This window comes from Rhizobium sp. WSM1328 (genome assembly GCF_057653715.1).
Genome location: NZ_CM172788.1, coordinates 280,251 through 298,322, shown reverse-complemented (window position 1 = coordinate 298,322; position 18,072 = coordinate 280,251). Strand labels below are relative to the sequence as shown.

Here is an 18,072-nt window from a genome sequence, read left to right as displayed (position 1 = left end):
CTTCACACCTGAACGCGGGATGTCCGGGCAATCATGATGCCGGCCAGCACGACGGCGCCGCCGAGCGCCTGCATCGTTCCGATCGCCTCGTTAAGCAGCGCCCAGGCCAGGATTGCCGCAACGACCGGCTGCAGCAGCAGTGTCAGCGAGGAAAAGGCCGGCGGCAGATAGGCGAGCGCATAGGTGATCGCCACCTGTCCGCCGGCATGGCTGATAAAGGCGAGGCCGAAGACGATCGACCAGCCATAGACGGTCGCGGGCAGCATATGGCCCTCGTAGATCAGGCCGATCGGAAAGATGCAGGCGGCAGCGCAGGTCGTGCTCCACAGCATGATGCGGAGCGTATCGAAGCGGCTGCGCAGCCTGCCGATCGCAAGGATGTAGCAGGCATAGAAGAAGGCGGCGATCATCGCGATGCCGTCGCCGCGAAGGTCGCCATTGCCGATGGCTGCCGGTCCGCCCTTCAGAATGACGACGCCTGAGAGCGCAAGGACAAGCCCGAGCGCGAAGCCGCGGCTGATCCGCGCGCTGAAAAAGACGAAGGCAATCAGCGTGACGAAAACAGGTGCGAGGTTGGCAAGCAGAGTCGCATTGGCGACCGACGTCATGGTGAGCGAAAGATGCCAGGCGGCAAGGTCAAGCGCCAAGATGACGCCTGGGAGAATGAGCATGCCGTAGTCGGAAAGGCTTTGCGGCTTCGGCCCCCTTTCCTTCTTCAGCAGCGAGACGATGACGATCGGGATCAACGCCAGCGCCACACGCCAGAAGGCCGTCGCCATCGGTCCGACTTCGGACAGCCTGACGAAGATCGGCGAGCCGCCGATCGCCGCGCCGCCGAGAAGGAGCGCCGCAAGGGCGAAACGATTGGAAGGCGAGGCTTCGGAAAGGGTGGGGGCGGCCTGCGACATGGTCTCGATATTTCTGGTCGCCCGAATGCCGGGCCGGCGGGATATTACAGCGCCGCGCGTCTTTTCAGACGCGCAAAGGACGCTGTAACACTTTAAATTGCTGCATAATTTTATCCTTAAATCGCCTTCGATTTAAGGAATTATGCAGTGATGGCCGAGGGACTATCAGAAGTCGATCACCGGGGACAGTCGAAGAGCGACATATTGGTGGAAAATCAGGCAGGATGCCTATTCGTCGCGCTGGTCCGCAGCTTTTCGGCAATCTCGCCGGCGACGAAAAAGGCATGCTCGGTCACCTGCGGCAGTCCCATCAGCTCGCCGAATGTACCGCGCGCCAGCGGGCCGGAGATCAGCAGCGAGGGATCTACCTTTCCTGACGGGCCGATCGCCTCCGAGCGCTCGGTGCAGGCAAGGCCGAGGCCGGTCGGGTCGAGCGCCAGGTGACCGTTCGCCGCGAGTGCTGCGAGCCAGGGTTGGGTGTCGAGAATACCGCCATGCGCCGGGCCGGTGGTGACGACGACGGCGTCATAGCGCCGCTCCAACGGCTGGCGCTGATGACGCGGCTGCAGGGAGCAAAGAATGAGCTCGCCCTCGATGCGCGCATCGGCGACCGAGCCGGCCAGGATATCCAGACGGCCCGAGGTAACAGCTGCGTCGAGCACGGCCTCGACCTGCGGGGCGATCCGGAAACGATGCACATCCCAATAGGGACGCAGATGGCGGACGAGACGGCGTCGTTCGGCGACCGGCAGCGCCTGCCAGAGATCGTATCCCTGCGCCCGCACCTGGTCGATCACCCCATGCCAGCTTATGCCCTGCGCCTTCGCCGCACCTATGGCGGTACGGATCCCTCTCAGCAGCGACACGGCGGAATGGGCTGCACTGGAGACGAAATCGCCGAAGAGTTCCTGCGGTACCAGCGGATGGCCGCGAGACCGCAGCCCGCGGCGCGAGATCGCGGTCACCGAACCGTCATGCCCGCGCTGCGCCAGCGAGGCGATGACATCGGCGGCCGTCAGGCCATTGCCAATGACCAGCACCCGGTCATGCGGGCGGATCACGTCGAGCGCGTTCGGCTTGGTGGTATCGGCGACGAAACGGGGATGGGCAGCAAGCCGGCTCCCAAGCCGGCTTGGGGCTGTCGGCGGCGGATGGCTGGTGGCGATCGCGACGATATCGGCCTTCGTCACGCCGCCTCTGTCGTCGCGGATTGACCAGCGGCCGGCACAGCGTTCGACAGCCGTCACTGCAGCGCGGCAATGACGCACGCTACCGTCTTCCAGCAGCGGCTTCAGCAGCGAGGCGACATAATCGCCGAACAGCCGGCGCCGGGGGAAGAGCGAGCCATCGGGCTGCCTGGCCTCAGGGTCGCCGGCGACCGCATCGCGGACTTCGATCCAGGCCAGGAATTCGCCCAGGTCATCGGGCTGCAGGCTCATCTTGGCGGCTGGAACATTGATGCGGTGGGCCGGATCGGCCGTGTCGTAGGCAAGGCCGCGGCCGAGTTCGGCACGCGGCTCGAAAACCACGATGGCAAGGCGCTCGCCGCAGTTGGCTCTCGCGAGATGATAGGCGACGCCGGCGCCGGAGACACCGCCGCCGATGATGGCGACGACGGGCTGTTCAGACGTCGGGAGAGGCTTGGGCTGCATGGTGGCCGGGATCATTGCTTTCGATGCCCGAGCATAGAAGCCGGGCATTGGTCACGCAATCCTCCGCTCTCGATTGTCTATAATTATTATGTAGATTTAGCCTTACCCCCGATATCGTCGTCGAGAACTCGGGATTGCCGCGGATGGTGTTGCTCACGGTGCAGATCTCGTCTTCGGCGGCATGGGCGATTTTCTGCCGGGTTTCCTCGTCGATATCGCCCTTGATCGAAAAGGCGATGTTGAACTTGGCGACGCGCGAAAGGCCTTCCGTCGCTTTCTCGCCGGTGACCTCGGCAGTGATCTCGTTGATCTTGTCGAGAATGCCCATCTGGCTGGCGGCGATGCGGGCGCTAAGCACCAGGCAGGCCGAGAGCGAGGAATAGAGCAAATCGAGCGGATTGAAACCCGGCTGCGACGGCGCGGTGACGATATCTATTTCGCCCTTGGTGGCGGAGGTGACGTGCGGGAAACCGGTACGGCCGAGAACGGCGGTGGCGCCGGTCGGGCGGGGACGAGCTTTGAGATCGGCCATGTTGAAATCCTCTGACGAACATGTTGCAGATAGTAATTTCCGCCTGAGGCGGCAATGGCAAGCGGCGGCCCTTCGGTTTCGGAACCTTTCGATCCGTCATCAGTTGATTACACCTGAACGAAATCAGTGACAAAGGTGGATTGCGATGACTGACGTCCGCAGCATGGATAACCAAGGCCGGCGGATGGATGCTCGCGATCGGCTGATCGTTGCGCTCTATGCGCAGCTGAAAGCCGAGCGGGAAACCCGCGAAACGCTGGAATGGGCGATCCGAAATGGCGCCGTCTCACAGGAAGTGCTGGAAGCCATCGCTGCTGATCCGGTTCCCGTCGTCACCAGCGAGGATATCGCCTCGCTGGAGAAGATCATCGCGCTCGATGAACGGCGCAAAGCAAATCGGAACTAGCCGACGACATCATGCACCCTATTTGAGTGAGAAGAGGAGATCCGAAATGGCCGATATCACCTATCAGGTCGTGCCGCATGACAATGGCTGGGCCTACAAGCTAGGCGACACACTTTCGGAAACCTATGCGACAGCGGATGAAGCGATCATCCATGCCAAGGACGCCGCATCGCGCCAGAAGATCGGCGATGGCGATGCGTTGCTCGCCTATCCCGCGCCCGACGGCCGTGGCTGGGCATTTCAGGAACTCGAAACCGACAAGAGCGGCAGCCGGCTCTGATTGCGACGGAGGATGGAATGGCCGCTCGGGCAAGCTGGAAGGGTCATCTGAAGGTGGGCGACCTTGCCTGCGCCGTCGGGCTCTACACCGCCGTTTCCTCCTCCGACCGCGTCTCCTTCAACATCATCAACCGCAGGACCGGCCACCGGGTGGAACGGCAATTCGTCGACAGCGAGACCGGAAAACCGGTCGAGCGGGGCGACCAGGTCAAGGGCTACCAGATGGAGAATGGCGATTACATCGTCATCGAGGGCGACGAGATCGCCGAAATCATGCCGGAAAGCGACAAGGTCCTCAATATCAAGGCTTTCATCGCCTATGACGATATCGACAAGCTGTATTTCGACCGCCCTTATTATCTCGCGCCCGTCGACGAACATGACGAAGAGGCGCTGTCGCTGATCGCCAGGGGCATGCGTGACGGCAAGGTCGCGGCGCTGGCCGAAGCCGTGCTTTTCCGGCGCAACCGGACACTGCTGATCCGTCCGCATGACGACTACATCGTCGCGACGATGCTGAATTTCGACTACGAGGTGCGCTCGGCCGAGACGGTTTTCGAGGACATTCCCGACATCAAGTTCGACAAGGAAATGATCGCGCTTGCGGGCCATATCATTGGCACCAAACAAGGCAGCTTCGAACCGAGCACATACGAAGATCGCTACGAAGCCGCCCTCGTCGAGTTGGTGAAGGCGAAGATCGAGGGCCGGGCGCCACCGAAGAAGAAACCGGCCCCGGAACGCAAGGTCGTCGACCTGATGGAAGCGCTGCGGCAAAGCGCCAAGATGAGCGGCAACGCTCCAGCAAAGAAGGCCCTGGCGAAGAAGAAGGCACCGGCGCGCAGCGACAGCCGCAGCAAGAAGGCAAGCTGAGATGGCCTCGACCCTGGCGGGCGATGGGCAATCTCAGGCGCATCCGACCTCGCGCGAATGCATCGGTTTGTCGCGCCGGCGAAGCCGCTTGACCTGAAGCGCGTCAAAGTGGATTCCCGCGGCGCGCTTTAAATCTTTGATTTATATATGCAGTTTCCCGAAATCTCTGGCCACTTTTTCATTGGCGCGGCTTCTGGCCGCCTTCGGCCGCCAGGCTCTTCTTCAGCGCATCCATGATATTGATGACGTTGCCGGTCGATTTCACCGGTGCAGGTTTTTGCGCAGGCGCCGCCTTCTTCAGGCTCTTCTGCTTGCCGCGGATCATCGACTTCAGGCGTTTCTGGATCGGATCCTGCACCATGGCCGGGCTCCAATTCTTCGTCTCTTCCTTCACCAGTTGCGTCATCAGCGCAAGCAGCTTGCTGTCGATTTCAGTTTTGTTGTCGAGTTCGGCCACGGGGTCCCGCACTTCGTCGCCATAGCGCAGGGTCCAGAGAACGATGCCTTTGCCCAGCGGTTCCAGCAGCACCGCACGCTCGCGGCGATAGAGGACAAGGCGGGCGATGCCGACGACGTCATTCGCCTTCATCGCCTCGCGGATGACGCAGAAGGCTTCCACTCCGACCTTGTCCTCGGGCGCCAGAAAATGCGGTTTGTCGTACCAGATCCAATCGATCGAGCCGCGCGGCACGAAATTGTCGATCTCGATGGTGCGGGTGCTTTCGAGCCCGACTTCCTCGATCTCCTCGTCTTCGAGAAGAACATAGTCGTCCTCGCCGCGCGGATAACCCTTCACCTGGTCCCTCTCGGCCACCGGTTTGTGGGTGACGCTGTCGACATAGCGGCTTTCGACGCGGTTCTTCGTCTGGCGATTGAGGACGTGGAAACGGACCTTGTTGCTTTCGGTCGTCGCCGGCGTCAGCGAGACGGCGGCGGTGACGAGCGAGAGCTTGAGATAACCTTTCCAGAATGTCTGACGTGCCATGTCTGTCATGTCTCCCGGACACGGTTGGGCATGGCAATCAACGGCGGGTTCGGTCTTTGGTTCCGGCAATTGACGATTTCGTTGATCGGATGCGGTCGGTGCATGTCCATTTCATGGATCGGCTGCCATGCCCGAGCATTGCGGGCGGAGAGACCAGAACCACTCTTTCCTTGCCACCGCCATTTTCCTCTTCAATAATGAAAGCCCCAAGACGTCAGGATATCGGTCATCTGAATGTTGCGACTTTTCGCCAACCTCGTCATCGTCCTCGCATTGAATTTCCTTCTCATCGTCGGCAATGCTGGGCCGTCCTTCGCACAGGAATGCCCTGACCCTGCAAAAGCGACGAATGCCTCGGCCCAGCAAAAGCAGGCAAGCAAGCGACTTAATCGCGCTCTTCCCAGCTATCGCGTCAAATCGGCCCGATACAATCTGGCTCTTGTCGGCGATTCGCTCGTCGAACTCTGGCAGCCCTGGATCAAGGACAGCTTTCCCACCCGCCCGGCGATGAACCTCGCGGTCGCCGGCGACACCACGCAAAATGCATTGTACCGCCTCGATGATCTAGACCTTCCGGATTTCCATCCGACGGATGTCGTCGTGCTTATCGGCACGAATAACCTGGGTGCGAAAACGGCGCCATGCGCCGTGGCGGCGGGTGTCGTGGCTGTTGTCAGCAAGGTTCGCGCTCTTTGGCCAGGCGCCCATATTTATGCGTTGTCCATACCGCCTCGGGGCAAGCGCTACGCCTTCTACGAGGATGTCCGAATTCCGGCCAACCAACTTGTCGCATCGTCATTGGCTGAAATGCCTGGTGTCACCTTCGTTCAAATGAACGATGATATGTTGCGGTGCGGCAAACCAAGCGATAAGGATTGTTCCAACTACAAGCCTGACCATCTTCATTTCAATGAAGGGGCATACAAGCTGATCACGAGCTTCCTCGCCGCAGCGGGTCTGCAGCTTTGATTTTTGCCGCTCAGGTGGTTACCAAAACGTAAGGCGGAATGTCATGAGCACCTCATTTGACAGCTACCAACCGATTGGCCTGCAAAGACATAGACCCAGAGCTCGCGCGCAATATCGCATTCGGCGTGAAACCCTCGTTCGGATCCTCCTCTCGGCAATATTTTATATTTCCCTCTGGAGAGCGACTGGCATGTGGTACGGGCTGCCCGCCGACTTCCAGGAGGGTGTCGGCAAAGATCCCATGCCAATGCGACTGTTGCTGATGTCGCTCGTTCCACTCATCGGCCTCTACTGCTTGCTGGAGCCCAGGCGAGTCGTTGAAATGCTCCGCAGCGCCTCGCCGCTGGTCGGCATAATCTGCTTATGCGTCTTTCTGTCGATTGCTTTTTCCGTCAGCGTTACAGCCTCGCTCCGGGCTCTCGTCGCCGTCGCATTGCTGACTGCTGGACCCCTTCTTTACAGAGCCCGTTATGGAGCCGTCGACACATTTGAAAGCTTGGCGAAATTTGCCATTGCCACGGCTTTCATCAATATTCTTTACACGGCAGCCTTTCCCCGGTTTGCGGTGATGAGAGGCAGTTATGCCGGGATGGTGAAAGGGGCGTTCTACCACAAAAATATGCTCGGCCAGTTTTCGGCAACAAACTTCATCCTGCTACTTCCAGCCCTGCCGATGTGGCGCCTGCGCTATTATGATCTCCTGCGATGGGCGGCAATGCTGCTCTACCTCGTGCTCATCGTGCTGGCGAAATCATCGACGGCGATCATCCTGCTTTCGATCGGAATAGCCGTATACTACGGAATGAGCTGGATTCAGCGCTTTCCAGGCCGCATCTTCAGATCCTTCGTCGTTCTTCTTGCATTCGCCCTGCTAGGCTTCGTCGTCTCCGTCGCGTTGATGGGTGTGGCCCAGGCGATTGCCGAGTCATTCGGGAAAGACCTTACGCTCAGCGGACGTACGAATGTCTGGGAACAGTTGCTGCCGCTGATCTACGAGCGGCCGTTTTCAGGCTGGGGATTCGCCTTGTTCCGACAGCCCGATATCATGGAGCAATATGTTCGCCTTACGTGGGACGCTCAATCGACACACAACACCTATATCGAACTTGCGCTGAACATGGGCATACCAGCCACCATCATCTGGACCTCGTTCGTCGTGGTGCGGCTCGTGGGGAAAATGACCTCGTCACCCCTCAATCAAGCGCTCGCCATCACCAAGCGAAAGGAGGTTGTCATTATCCTCCTGATCTTGATCGGCGCGTTCACCGAAGCCGGAATGATGCTGGCCCCCTTCATCTTGTGGCCCCACACCGTGATCGCGCTTACGAGTCTTGGCCCGGAGTTCCTGTCCCGCTTCCGCAAACCGACCCAGGCAGGGGCGCAACATGCATCAGGCTAAAAAGATGACTTCAAATAATCGTAGACTGGTTGGCCTCGATGGGATTCGTGGCTTGGCGGCCATTTGTGTGGCAGTGCATCACACCGAAGGTTTCGTCGGATTTGATGCAGCACCTGCTGCCTATCTCGCCGTCGACCTGTTTTTTTGTCTCAGCGGCTTCGTGATCGGCCACGCCTATGAGAGGAAACTCATTCAAGAGTCTTCACTCTCTGCCAATGATTTTGCCATCAAGCGTCTCATCCGCTTATACCCCCTGTATCTGCTCGGTTTGCTGCTCGGCGTACTCGCATATGCCGGCATGTCGCTCAGCAGAAATCAGCAAATCGATCCGATGCTGTTTGCCACCTCGTTGATTGCCTCGATGTTCTTCCTGCCGGCGATCGGTGGAACATCGCTGAAGGCGCCGAACCTGTTCCCCTTCAACGGTCCGTCATGGTCCCTATTCCTAGAGATCGTGATCAACCTGGCCTACGGCTATGCGGCGAGAATGCTGTCCAGCGGCGTACTCGCACTCATCCTGCTTGCGTCATGGGTTTGGCTGGCGGCGCAAACGCTGGCCCATGGAAGCGCCGACCTGATCCCGCTCGACGGCGCCTTGCTCTCCGGATTTCCCCGCGTTCTCTTTTCTTTCAGCCTCGGCATCTTGATGTACCGCTACCGTCAGCGGCTTTCCCCTTCAGGCATCGGAAAAGCCGCCGCAGTGACAACAATCGTCGTCGCGACCGCTCTTCTCGTCTTCCAGGCGCCGGCCGCCTGGGTTGGCATAAAGGACCTGATTGTCATCACTGCTTTATTTCCTATCGCCGTGCTTGTCCTTTACACAGCCAACTTCGATGGCGTGTTGCGGCAGCCGCTTCTTATTGCGGGAGAGGCGTCTTACGCGCTCTATGCAATTCATGTTCCGCTGCTGGGCTTGCTGTTGGGAGCCTGGAAAGCCGCTGGCCTGGGACAACCGCCGGCCTGGGCGATCTTTGCCATCGTTCTTCCGCTGATCGTCCTATTGGCCATTGTCGTCACCCGCCTCTACGATGAACCGGTTCGCAAAGCGCTCAGCGCTGGAAAGGCCATGAGACTTCGCTGGCGTCGATCCTGATTTTGCGCGATCCGGGCCCCCGTCGCACCGCTTAAATCGAGAGATAGCGCTTCTGCCAAGGCAGCTTGTGTTCCTGCCATGCGCGCGGCGTGAAGTCGTCATAGGCAGTCTCGGCGATCGCCAGCATCCAGTTCTGGTCTTTGCGAGCCAGCAAGACGCATGACAATTCCATGCCAGGCTCCGCGGTGAAGGAGGGCCGATTGGCGCCTGGGATATCGATCCCCTTGTTGCGCCACTGGATGCGGATTTCGTCGGGCTCGGATGTCCATTCGCCGGAGGCAACGGACGCGTTGCCATCGGGCTTCAAGCGAAGCGGCGGCGGGGTGACGTTCAGGAAGCTGCCATCGTTGCGATAGTTGCCATCGATATCACCCGCAGTCGCTTTGCCGTTTCCCTTGAGAACGATGTCCTGCTCGCACCGCAGGAATATGTTGCGCCGAAAGCTGCCGGACCACCGACGGTTGGCGAAGAACGCGATGTCGCATTGGCTAATGACGTTGTCGTGGATATCGATGTCTTTGCGAAATGCCAGTTCCTGATCCGAAAAACCGCTCAGGCTGACGCCACGATTGGTGTTCTCGATCCAGTTGTCATAAATGTGATGGCCGGCGTGATCGGCCTTGTCGCCAACGCCGTAGCCGAAGGAATAATCATTCATCCTGCCATCGCGCATGATGTTGCTGCGCACCACGGCGTCATCGCCGATCGACGAAAAGGAGAAATTCTTGCCGCCGATGAAATTGTACTCGACCAGGTATTGTCGCGTTTTGTCGCAGACCAGCGCGCCCTTGTTCGATGCGCTCGCCGGCGACTGCAGGAAGAGGTTGCCGCGGATCACGATATCGGAGCTGATATTGTCGTCGCTGTTTTGATAGGCGAATTGGCAGCAGTCTGCTCCCTCGCCCGGGGCCGCGCCGATGCGATTATTCTCCAGCAACACGTGCGTCGTCTTCGTCAGGTAGATGCCGTCGCCGTTCACATTCTCCGTTTCACAGCGCCTGACGGTGAGATTCTTGCCATTGTGAAATTTGAAGCCGCGAGGGGAATTCTTGACGATAACGTCTTCGATCACCGTATCGGAAAACACCTGATAGGCGACGCCGACATCGGGCGCACCGTCGATGACCTGTCCGCGTGTAGACGCGCCGTGAACTTTCTTTCGCAGGATGGCGGTCATTGCATTTCCTTCGATACCGGTGCCGCGGGGAATTAAGCAGAGGGCATGTGGCAGATGTTTGAATATTTGGAAATTCAGCTTGTAAACCGCCCATCTTTCAGAAACGACAGGGCTTGGCTCCACATCGTCTTGTTGACGGGCAAGAAAGTGTGGTTTGCCGGAATGACGATATGTGCTGCCGCGCCGCCAAGGCGCGTGCTCTCCACCGAAACCTTCCCATCATTCGGAACCCTGAGGCCAATGATAAGCGAAGAGACCGGATCAATGGTCCGGTTCCCGGCGATGATGCCAAGTTCGTAATCGACCGTGCCGAACAGCTCGGTCATGGCGGTTTGATCGGTAATCAGCTGCTGTCCTGCCGGTCCATAGATCTTCCTGTATAGTGGCCAGCTCTTGAGGAAATCGGCAATCTGACTGCCGTTGTTCGGCGTTCCGACCATGACCACTCTCCCCAGCTTGGCTGGGCGATAGCGCCTGAGAAAAGCGCGGATGACCAGCCCACCCATCGAATAACCGACGAAATGGACCCGGCCATCGCCTGCTTTCTTCACGGCGTCGTCGATCTCCGGTCGGATGATGTCGATGAGGTCGCTGATCGAAAACCTGGTGGAGGGGTAACCGACATTCACAACCCGATAACCGTGGCCGGACAGGAAGCCGGCGAGCTTCGCCATGCTTTTCTTCGTCCGGGCAATGCCGTGAAAAAGAAGAACTGTGTCGTTCATCACTGTCCGCTCAACGTGCTGCTATCGATAGGGTCTATCCTGTAGCTCTCAAGGTGAAGCTTGTCACGACGGCAGACGTTCTCGAATAGCGGCGCGTGCTTGATGCGGCGTCCTGCTAGTGATCTAGTGGAGGATGAAATGAAGGTGAACTTCAGCAGCCCGTCTGATGAATGTTCGACCGCTCCTGTGCTAGCCTCCTATGCGCGTCTGAAAAGACGCGCAGCGCTGTAGAGAAAGAAATGCGAGCACGTGACGACCAGCATCCGACATATCGCTAAACTTGCAGGAACGTCAGTCTCTTCGGTCTCGCGCGTGCTCAACAACAGCGGTTATGCCTCGCCTGAGCTCAGGGAGCGGGTCGAGGCGGCCATCCGAACGCTGAACTACACGCCGAGCAAGGGTGCACGCATGCTGCGCGGTGCACCAAGCCGGATGATCGGACTGATGCTGCCGTCGGTCGACGTGCCCTTCTTCGGCATCCTGGCCCATGCGATCGAACAGGAATTGTTCCAGCACGGCTATCAGACGCTGATCTGCAGCACGGCGGAAAATATGGACCATGAGGTGCGCTATATCTCCATGCTGCTCGCTCAGCGCGTCGATGGCGTCATCGTGGCAAGCGCCTTTGGCAGCATCGAGCATTTCGGCGTGCTGCGGGACGCTGGCATTCCGATCATCGCCATTGACCGCGAGCTGAGCGGCATCGCTGACGACGCTGTCATGGCCGATCACGAGGAAGGCGGACGGCTGATGGCGCGCCATCTGATCGACCTCGGCCACCGGGCAATCGCCATTGTCGGCGCGCCGGCCCACAGCCAGCCGATCCAGCTTCGCCTTCAGGGCATCACGGCAGAAATGGCGAAAGATGGCATCGCGCCCGCCATCGTGGCGATGGCGGAAGAGCACAGCTTTGCAGAGACCTACCGGCTGGCGCGGGAATTGCTGGCGTCTCGACCCGAGGTCACCGCGATCATCGGCACGACCGACGTTTCGGCGATTGCCGCAATCCATGCCATCCAGGATCGCGGATTTTCCGTTCCGGGCGACTATTCGGTCGTGGGCTTCGACGATCTGCCGGAGGCCGCCTACGTCTTTCCACGGCTGACAACGGTCGCACAGCCGATCCGCAATGTCGGACAGCAGGCAGCACGGCTGCTGGAAGCGCTGATCGAGGAGCACCAAACAGGAGACGAATCTCGGCAAGGCGCGATCGTAAAAGTGCCGGTCACCCTGATCGAGCGCGATTCCACCGGTCTCGTCCGCAACTGAGGTGGGACCCCGAAGCTAGGGCCGGACGATGACCTTGATCTCGCCCGGCAATGGCGCGTTGCCCACCACGTCGGCGACCTCCTCGAGACTTATGGTTTTGGTGACCAATGCGTCCAGCTCCAACACTCCGCTCGCGACCATTGCCGCAGCGCGCGAATGGGTGAAGGGGTTGAGGTAGGCCGGCCTGATATCGACTTCGTTTACGAGCAGATCGAAAGGCAGAACCGGCACCTCGACACCCGCCGGTGTGACCCCAAAAAGCACGAAGGTACCACCGCGCCGCGCCATCTTCAGACCGCTTTGAAGCGTGTCGCTGACGCCGGCGCACTCGATGACAACGTCGGCGCCGCCTTTGGTGACCTCTCGAACGGAAGCGATTGTGTCTGAAGAGGTCGGGTCGAAGGCGTGCGTCGCCCCCAGGCGCAGAGCGGTTTGGCGTCTCGATTGCTGCCGCGTAATCAAAATAATCTCGCCTGCCCCAGCCAGGCGGGCCAGTTGCACCATGAGCAGGCCGATCACGCCCCCGCCGAGGATCGCGACGCTGTCGCCCGGACGGATCCTTGCCTTGTCGATGGCGTGAATACAGCAGGCCAGCGGTTCACTGAAGGCGCCGTGAACGGGATCGAGGCCGGCAGGCAGGACGAAGGCCTGGGCCTGCGGCACCGCTACATATTCGGCAAAGCCGCCATCCCGTGTCACACCGATGGCGGTCAAGCTCTCGCACAAGTTCGGCCGCGCCTGCGTGCACGCCCGACAGGTGCCGCAGGCAATATTCGGGTCCACCGTCACAAGCTCACCACCGGTAAAGCGGGTAACGGTATCGCCGATCGCTTCCACTATGCCGCACAATTCGTGGCCCAGCGTGACGGGGATAGCCGTCGGATACTCGCCCTTGTACATGTGGCGATCGGAACCACAGATGCCGGCCACTGCAACCCGGACAAGCAGCTCGCCCGGTCCGGCAACCGGCCTCTCGACGCTGCGCATGGTCAAAGACCCGATCGACTCCAAACGTACAGCTCTCATTCCACTCCTCCAGACATCAAGTTCGATTGCCCATTCCGGCTGATGAAGCCAAGCGCCTCAGCTCATGACATTGCCGCCGTCGACATTGTAGCACTGCGCCACGATGTATGCTGCATCGGGTCCGGCCAGGAAGGCGGCCATGGCAGCTTGTTCTTGGGGGGCGCCAAATCGTCCGGCCGGGACGGCGGCGGCCACGCGGCGCTTGACGTCACCGGGTCTCAAACCTTCCCGGCTGCCGAGTTTTGCATCGACGACGTCCCACATCGGCGTATCGACGACGCCGGGAGCGATGGCGTTGACGTTGATCCCGTAACGGATCAGCTCCAGAGCGCAGCTTTGGGTGATGCTGATGACGGCCGCCTTGGAAGCGCAGTAAGCCACGGCCGGTCCTTCGCCCCGGCGCCCAGCCTGGGACGAGAAGTTGATGATGCGTCCACCTTCCCCTCTTTCCACCATGTGCCGGGCAACGGCCTGCGTCATGAAGATCAGGCCTTCGATATTGACCTGAAATACCCTAGCGGTCCGTTCCCGGGATATTTCCAGGATGGACTCGACGTCGTAAATGCCTGCGGCGTTGACCAGGATGTCGATCTGACCGGCGGTTGATATAGTGAAGCGTACGGCTTCTTCGATGCTGTCCTGGCGGGTCACGTCAAGCGCTGCACCCCAGACATCAGGGCCGATCGCTTCCGCCACCCGTGCGCATCGTTCACCGTCGAGGTCCGCCACGACAACCCTCGCGCCTTCGGCAGCGAAGCGTTGGCATACCGCCTTGCCGATGCCGCTCGCTCCTCCTGTAACCAATGCCACCTTGCCGGAGAGCCGCGCCGTTTCCGTATGGGTCATCGCACTGCCTCCCCGGTCGCGCCTAAATCGGCAAAGGCGCCGTGCGCGGCTGCCATAATGAATAGCTTCATGTTTGCTCTTCCCCTTTTGACTGAACGATAATCGGAGCCGCCCTCCTGAGGCGGCGCCAATGGGCTAAGCGGATTGCGGGTTCGTCTCCTTCGCCTCGCGAATAAGGACAGACATGTCGGGGATGCCATCGGTGGCCGTCGCCCCCTTGAGGCAACGCGCAGCTGCGGCATGGGCGACGGCGCAGATATGCTCGACCGGCCAGTTCTCATGCAGGCCGTAGAGCACGGCGGCGCAGAAAGCGTCTCCTGCGCCGACGGTACTGACGATGTCATCGGGATCGACGGGTCGTGAACGCGTCATGATCGGAGAAGCGCCGGGCGAAAACCAGAAGCAGGTTTCCGGCGCATGGATGATCGCGCCCTTGGAGACGCCGGCCGCAAGAAGGCGCTCCCCCGCTTCCAAAAGCCCCGCCTCGGTCAAATCTCCCTCCGCATCGCGAACGATAACGCCGGTTGCCCGTCCCGCCTCCATCTCGTTGATGATCAGATAATCGCAGAATGGCAGAGCGACGCCGACCTTGGCCGCAAATTCCGGGTCTTCGCTCGATACGAAATCCACGCAGGTCGTCAGGCCGGCGCGCCGCGCCGCTTCCAGCAGGCGCGATGCTCCCGAACGGCCGTCGGGGCCAATGCGGTCGAGACCCGGCAACAGCATGAGATAGCCGAGATAGAACAGCCGATAGCCGGCCTTGGCGAAGGCTGCGGGTGAGACAAGCTCATCCGTGACGGCATCGTTGGCGCCACCATGATAGAAGAAGGTCCGGTTCTGGCCGGGCACATTCATGACATGCGTATGCGCCGTCACCCGGTCGGCAAGCGCGGTGAGCCCCACGACATCGACGCCGGCAACCGCAAGGCGGGCCTTGACGATCTCTCCGTCCTGATCGGCGCCGATGCATCCCGCCGCCGCCAGTTTTCCGGGAAATCCAAGCGAAGCCAGATCGGTGACGACATTGGCCGCCCCGCCCCCCACACCCAGATCCTGGTGCAGGATATGGGCGAGATTGCCCTGTTCGGGCCAATAAGACAGGGTGTGGACGCGATCGACGATGAAGTTTCCGGCGCAAACGATGCCGCCCTGCTTTTGACTGTCGCGATCGTGAACCTCCTCCCCGGCTCGCATCAGCTGACTCCTTCGTTCCACAAGGGTCTCAGCGGCGGCTCGTCTTCCTCGATCGCGGCAAAGCGCGCGATCGGCTCCAGAAAGAAATTGTCGCTGTTGTCGTCGTTGACCTGGCTGACCTCGCCGACAAGGACAGGTCCGCCGCCTTTCCTGCCGTAGAAGCGGTGGTAAAGCCCGGTGCGGATCGTCACGCTCTGGCCGGGCTGGAGAACCAGCGGCTCCCATGCGGCGAGCCGGTGCTGCAGCCCGTCTACCGGCACCGTCACATCCTCCGCCAGCACATTGCCATCGGCATCGGTTGCGGCGAATTCGATGACGAGATCGCCGCCGGCGCGATTGATGATGTCTTCCATCTTCGCCGCATGACGGTGGGTCGGCGTAACCTGCCCTTCCCCAACGAAGAGCAGCTTTTCGGCATAGGTCCGTTCACCCCTGATATCGACGACGCCATTGCGCAGGCTAAACAGCACGAGACCGCATTCGGCGAAGCGGTTCGAGCCGAAATCGGTGACATCCCAACCCAGCTGATGGGCGCGCAAATAGGCTGATGCCTCAGGATGAGCGGCAAAATCGGCCGCCGTCCAGGAGCCCCATGCCGGCAGAGACCAGTGCCAGCGCTCGAGGGTCTCGGTTGCCCGCAGCAACGCGGCGTTGATCTCGGAGCGCTTCATCAGGCTGACGCCCCGTCATACTCGACCGGTATCACGACGTCCTCGAGGCCGGATTTGAGGGCTGCCGTCAGGACCGCATGATGCGCCTGCGCCTCGGCCGGCGTCGCGCAGCCGAAACCGTTGGCATTTCCTCCAACAAGCTCATCGACGAAGGCCGCCCACATCTGCTGTATGGCGTCGGCAAAACCGAATTCGAAGATCTTGCCTGTTATGGCTGGAAACAGCGAGCCATAACCGAGATCCTCGGTGCTCCAAGCCTGGACACCGCCATTATAGTCCATCCACTGCCATTGGCGCGGCGACTTCGTGCTGAAGAACGCGCTCTTCTTCATGCCGAGAACGCGGAGGTACCAGGTGTTGGATTCGCCGGGCGCGATGCGCCAGGTTTTCAGCACCATCGGGAAATCCTGATCGCCGGTGCGCACGCGGCTGCTGATCGTAGCATTGTCCCAGGTGGTGCAGGGCAACATGCCGCCCTTGCCGTCAGGACGTTCGGTGACCTTCTTGACCAATTGCGCATGCAGGGTCGTCGGGCGCCAGCCGAGACGCAGCGGCACGTGCAGCACATGCATGCCGAGATCACCCATGCAGCCATAATCGCCATTGATATCGGCCATGCGCTTCCAGTTGATCGGCTTCTGCCGGTCGATATCCGAAGAGTGCAGGAAACCCGCCTCGACTTCGATTATATCCCCCATCTCGCCACTTTTTGCGAGCGCGATGACCTTCTGCGCGCCGGGGAAGAAAGGCATTTCCGACGAGCAGCGGACCAGGAGTTCGGGATGCTCGGCGAGAACAGCCATGATATCCCGGTTCTGCGCGGCGTCCATGCCGAAGGGCTTTTCGCCGAGAAGATGTTTTCCGGCCTTCAGGACGTCGATGTAGAATTGCTGGTGCAGCACATGCGGGACAGCGCAATAGACCGCATCGACCTCGGGATTGGCCAGAAGCTCCTTATAGTCGGCGGCGAACTGCCGAACGGTCGGCACATGATCCCTGAACCAGTCGAGCAGCGTCGCGTTGGTATCACAGACGGCGACGATTTCCGGTCGCGCCTTCACATCGGCCAGATGCAGCCAGCGCGCCGCAGCACTCGCGAATTCGCGCCCCATCAGACCGCAGCCGATGACGCCGAAGCGGAATATTTTCGTCATGACATGTCCTCCCAGACGCGCGTCAGCCAATATGCAGCAAGGCCTGCTCGACGGAAGCCTTGTCATGGACGATCGCCATCAAGGCCCGCGTCATGCCGGCGGGATTTTGATGCTGGATGACGTTGCGGCCATAGACGATGCCACGGGCGCCCTGCTCCATCAACTGCTTGGTGCGGATCAGGATTTCCTGATCCGAAACGCGGCCGCCGCCGCGCACCAGCACCGGCAGGCCTTGGGCGATCTCGACGACGCGGTGATATTCCTCGACATTGTCGCAGGGGTCGGCCTTGATGATATCAGCGCCGAGTTCGGCCGCCTGGCGCACGAGCGGCAGGATCTTGTCGATCGCGCCGTCGACCATGTAGGCGCCCTTGGAATTGTCCTGCATGACGAGCGGCTCGACCATCAGCGGCATGCCGTAGATCTCGCATTCGCGTTTCAGGCTGTTCACATTGCGCACGCAGGCGCGGTAGACTTCCGGCTGGTCCGGCAGCATCAAGAGATTGACGACGACACAGGCGGCATCCAACGCAACGCCCTGTTCCACCGCCCTGTCGATCATTTCGGAAAACAGCTGAGACGGCAGGGGATTGCCATAGATGTTGGCGATGTCGGTGCGCAGCACCAGCGCCGGACGCTGCTTGCCGGGGATCGCCTGCAGCATGGGTGCGGTTCCCGGCGGCAGCTGAATTGCATCCGGCGCCGCTTGCGCGATCACCTCGATCGCAGTCTTCATGTTCTCGATGCCGGCGAGGAAAGTCCGTTCATTGAACATGCCGTGATCGATAGCAACGTCAAAACAATTTCCAGACACGCCGAAAAGTCGGTTCAATCGCGCGGATTTCATCAAGCTTCCTCCCGATATGGTAACGTTTCCACATTTGGATAAACGCAGCAGGAATGCGAGTCAAGAT

18 protein-coding genes and 1 pseudogene are annotated in these 18,072 nt (G+C 60.3%); 7 read left to right on the top strand and 12 right to left on the bottom strand.

Annotation, left to right across the window (positions count from 1 at the left end):
• Positions 1–2 precede the first annotated feature (2 nt).
• The 3 genes and pseudogenes from AC2444_RS01525 to AC2444_RS01515 form a co-directional block, all read right to left on the bottom strand.
• Positions 3–908, bottom strand: a complete 906-nt coding sequence (locus AC2444_RS01525) for a DMT family transporter (protein ID WP_012756031.1) — start codon at positions 906–908, stop codon at positions 3–5.
• Positions 909–1,123: 215 nt separating this feature from the next.
• Positions 1,124–2,608, bottom strand: a complete 1,485-nt coding sequence (locus AC2444_RS01520; RefSeq protein WP_171815670.1) for an FAD/NAD(P)-binding protein — start codon at positions 2,606–2,608, stop codon at positions 1,124–1,126.
• 58 nt (positions 2,609–2,666) lie between these two features.
• Positions 2,667–3,092: pseudogene (locus tag AC2444_RS01515) on the bottom strand (OsmC family protein); the annotation flags it as partial.
• A 145-nt stretch (positions 3,093–3,237) separates the two neighbouring features.
• On the opposite strand from AC2444_RS01515, the gene AC2444_RS01510 reads away from it, so the two are divergent.
• Genes AC2444_RS01510 through ku (AC2444_RS01500) form a run of 3 tightly spaced genes read left to right on the top strand, consistent with a single transcriptional unit; the run spans position 3,238 to position 4,650 of the window.
• Positions 3,238–3,498: a hypothetical protein gene (locus AC2444_RS01510; protein ID WP_012756028.1), complete on the top strand. Its 261-nt coding sequence runs from the start codon at positions 3,238–3,240 to the stop codon at positions 3,496–3,498.
• A 46-nt stretch (positions 3,499–3,544) separates the two neighbouring features.
• Complete coding sequence (locus AC2444_RS01505) at positions 3,545–3,778, top strand: DUF2188 domain-containing protein (protein ID WP_012756027.1); 234 nt, start codon at positions 3,545–3,547, stop codon at positions 3,776–3,778.
• A 17-nt stretch (positions 3,779–3,795) separates the two neighbouring features.
• Positions 3,796–4,650 (top strand): non-homologous end joining protein Ku, encoded by an 855-nt coding sequence (gene ku, locus AC2444_RS01500; protein WP_012756026.1) that lies wholly within the window; start codon positions 3,796–3,798, stop codon positions 4,648–4,650.
• Positions 4,651–4,828: 178 nt separating this feature from the next.
• On the opposite strand, the gene ku (AC2444_RS01495) is transcribed toward ku (AC2444_RS01500), so the two are convergent.
• Entirely contained in the window at positions 4,829–5,635 is an 807-nt protein-coding gene (gene ku / locus AC2444_RS01495) for a non-homologous end joining protein Ku (RefSeq protein ID WP_012756025.1), read from the bottom strand.
• A gap of 234 nt (positions 5,636–5,869) precedes the next feature.
• Here ku (AC2444_RS01495) and AC2444_RS01490 point away from each other — a divergent pair, with 234 nt between their 5' ends.
• The 3 genes from AC2444_RS01490 (at position 5,870) to AC2444_RS01480 (ending at position 9,096) form a co-directional block, all read left to right on the top strand.
• A complete protein-coding gene (locus AC2444_RS01490; RefSeq protein WP_012756024.1) occupies positions 5,870–6,604 on the top strand; it encodes a GDSL-type esterase/lipase family protein in 735 nt (244 codons plus the stop codon).
• Between the two features lie 43 nt (positions 6,605–6,647).
• Entirely contained in the window at positions 6,648–8,003 is a 1,356-nt protein-coding gene (locus AC2444_RS01485) for an O-antigen ligase family protein (protein ID WP_012756023.1), read from the top strand.
• A gap of 67 nt (positions 8,004–8,070) precedes the next feature.
• Entirely contained in the window at positions 8,071–9,096 is a 1,026-nt protein-coding gene (locus tag AC2444_RS01480; RefSeq protein ID WP_041935624.1) for an acyltransferase family protein, read from the top strand.
• 31 nt (positions 9,097–9,127) lie between these two features.
• On the opposite strand, the gene AC2444_RS01475 is transcribed toward AC2444_RS01480, so the two are convergent.
• Entirely contained in the window at positions 9,128–10,273 is a 1,146-nt protein-coding gene (locus AC2444_RS01475; RefSeq protein ID WP_012756021.1) for a right-handed parallel beta-helix repeat-containing protein, read from the bottom strand.
• Positions 10,274–10,347: 74 nt separating this feature from the next.
• Entirely contained in the window at positions 10,348–10,998 is a 651-nt protein-coding gene (locus AC2444_RS01470) for an esterase/lipase family protein (RefSeq protein WP_012756020.1), read from the bottom strand.
• A gap of 249 nt (positions 10,999–11,247) precedes the next feature.
• Here AC2444_RS01470 and AC2444_RS01465 point away from each other — a divergent pair, with 249 nt between their 5' ends.
• Positions 11,248–12,267 carry a LacI family DNA-binding transcriptional regulator gene (locus AC2444_RS01465; RefSeq protein WP_012756019.1) on the top strand — a complete coding sequence of 340 codons (1,020 nt, stop codon included), beginning with the start codon at positions 11,248–11,250 and terminating at the stop codon, positions 12,265–12,267.
• Between the two features lie 15 nt (positions 12,268–12,282).
• On the opposite strand, the gene AC2444_RS01460 is transcribed toward AC2444_RS01465, so the two are convergent.
• From AC2444_RS01460 to AC2444_RS01435, 6 genes are all read right to left on the bottom strand, one after another.
• Complete coding sequence (locus AC2444_RS01460) at positions 12,283–13,293, bottom strand: zinc-dependent alcohol dehydrogenase family protein (protein ID WP_012756018.1); 1,011 nt, start codon at positions 13,291–13,293, stop codon at positions 12,283–12,285.
• 57 nt (positions 13,294–13,350) lie between these two features.
• Positions 13,351–14,139 (bottom strand): L-iditol 2-dehydrogenase, encoded by a 789-nt coding sequence (locus AC2444_RS01455; protein WP_012756017.1) that lies wholly within the window; start codon positions 14,137–14,139, stop codon positions 13,351–13,353.
• A 135-nt stretch (positions 14,140–14,274) separates the two neighbouring features.
• Positions 14,275–15,333: a carbohydrate kinase family protein gene (locus tag AC2444_RS01450; RefSeq protein ID WP_012756016.1), complete on the bottom strand. Its 1,059-nt coding sequence runs from the start codon at positions 15,331–15,333 to the stop codon at positions 14,275–14,277.
• Positions 15,333–16,004 (bottom strand): D-lyxose/D-mannose family sugar isomerase, encoded by a 672-nt coding sequence (locus AC2444_RS01445; protein ID WP_012756015.1) that lies wholly within the window; start codon positions 16,002–16,004, stop codon positions 15,333–15,335. The genes AC2444_RS01450 and AC2444_RS01445 overlap by 1 nt, the downstream gene beginning before the upstream one ends.
• Positions 16,004–17,158: a Gfo/Idh/MocA family protein gene (locus AC2444_RS01440; protein WP_012756014.1), complete on the bottom strand. Its 1,155-nt coding sequence runs from the start codon at positions 17,156–17,158 to the stop codon at positions 16,004–16,006. The genes AC2444_RS01445 and AC2444_RS01440 overlap by 1 nt, the downstream gene beginning before the upstream one ends.
• 22 nt (positions 17,159–17,180) lie before the next feature.
• On the bottom strand, positions 17,181–18,005 hold the full coding sequence (locus AC2444_RS01435) for a class I fructose-bisphosphate aldolase (RefSeq protein WP_128439589.1): 825 nt from the start codon (positions 18,003–18,005) through the stop codon (positions 17,181–17,183).
• Positions 18,006–18,072 lie beyond the last annotated feature (67 nt).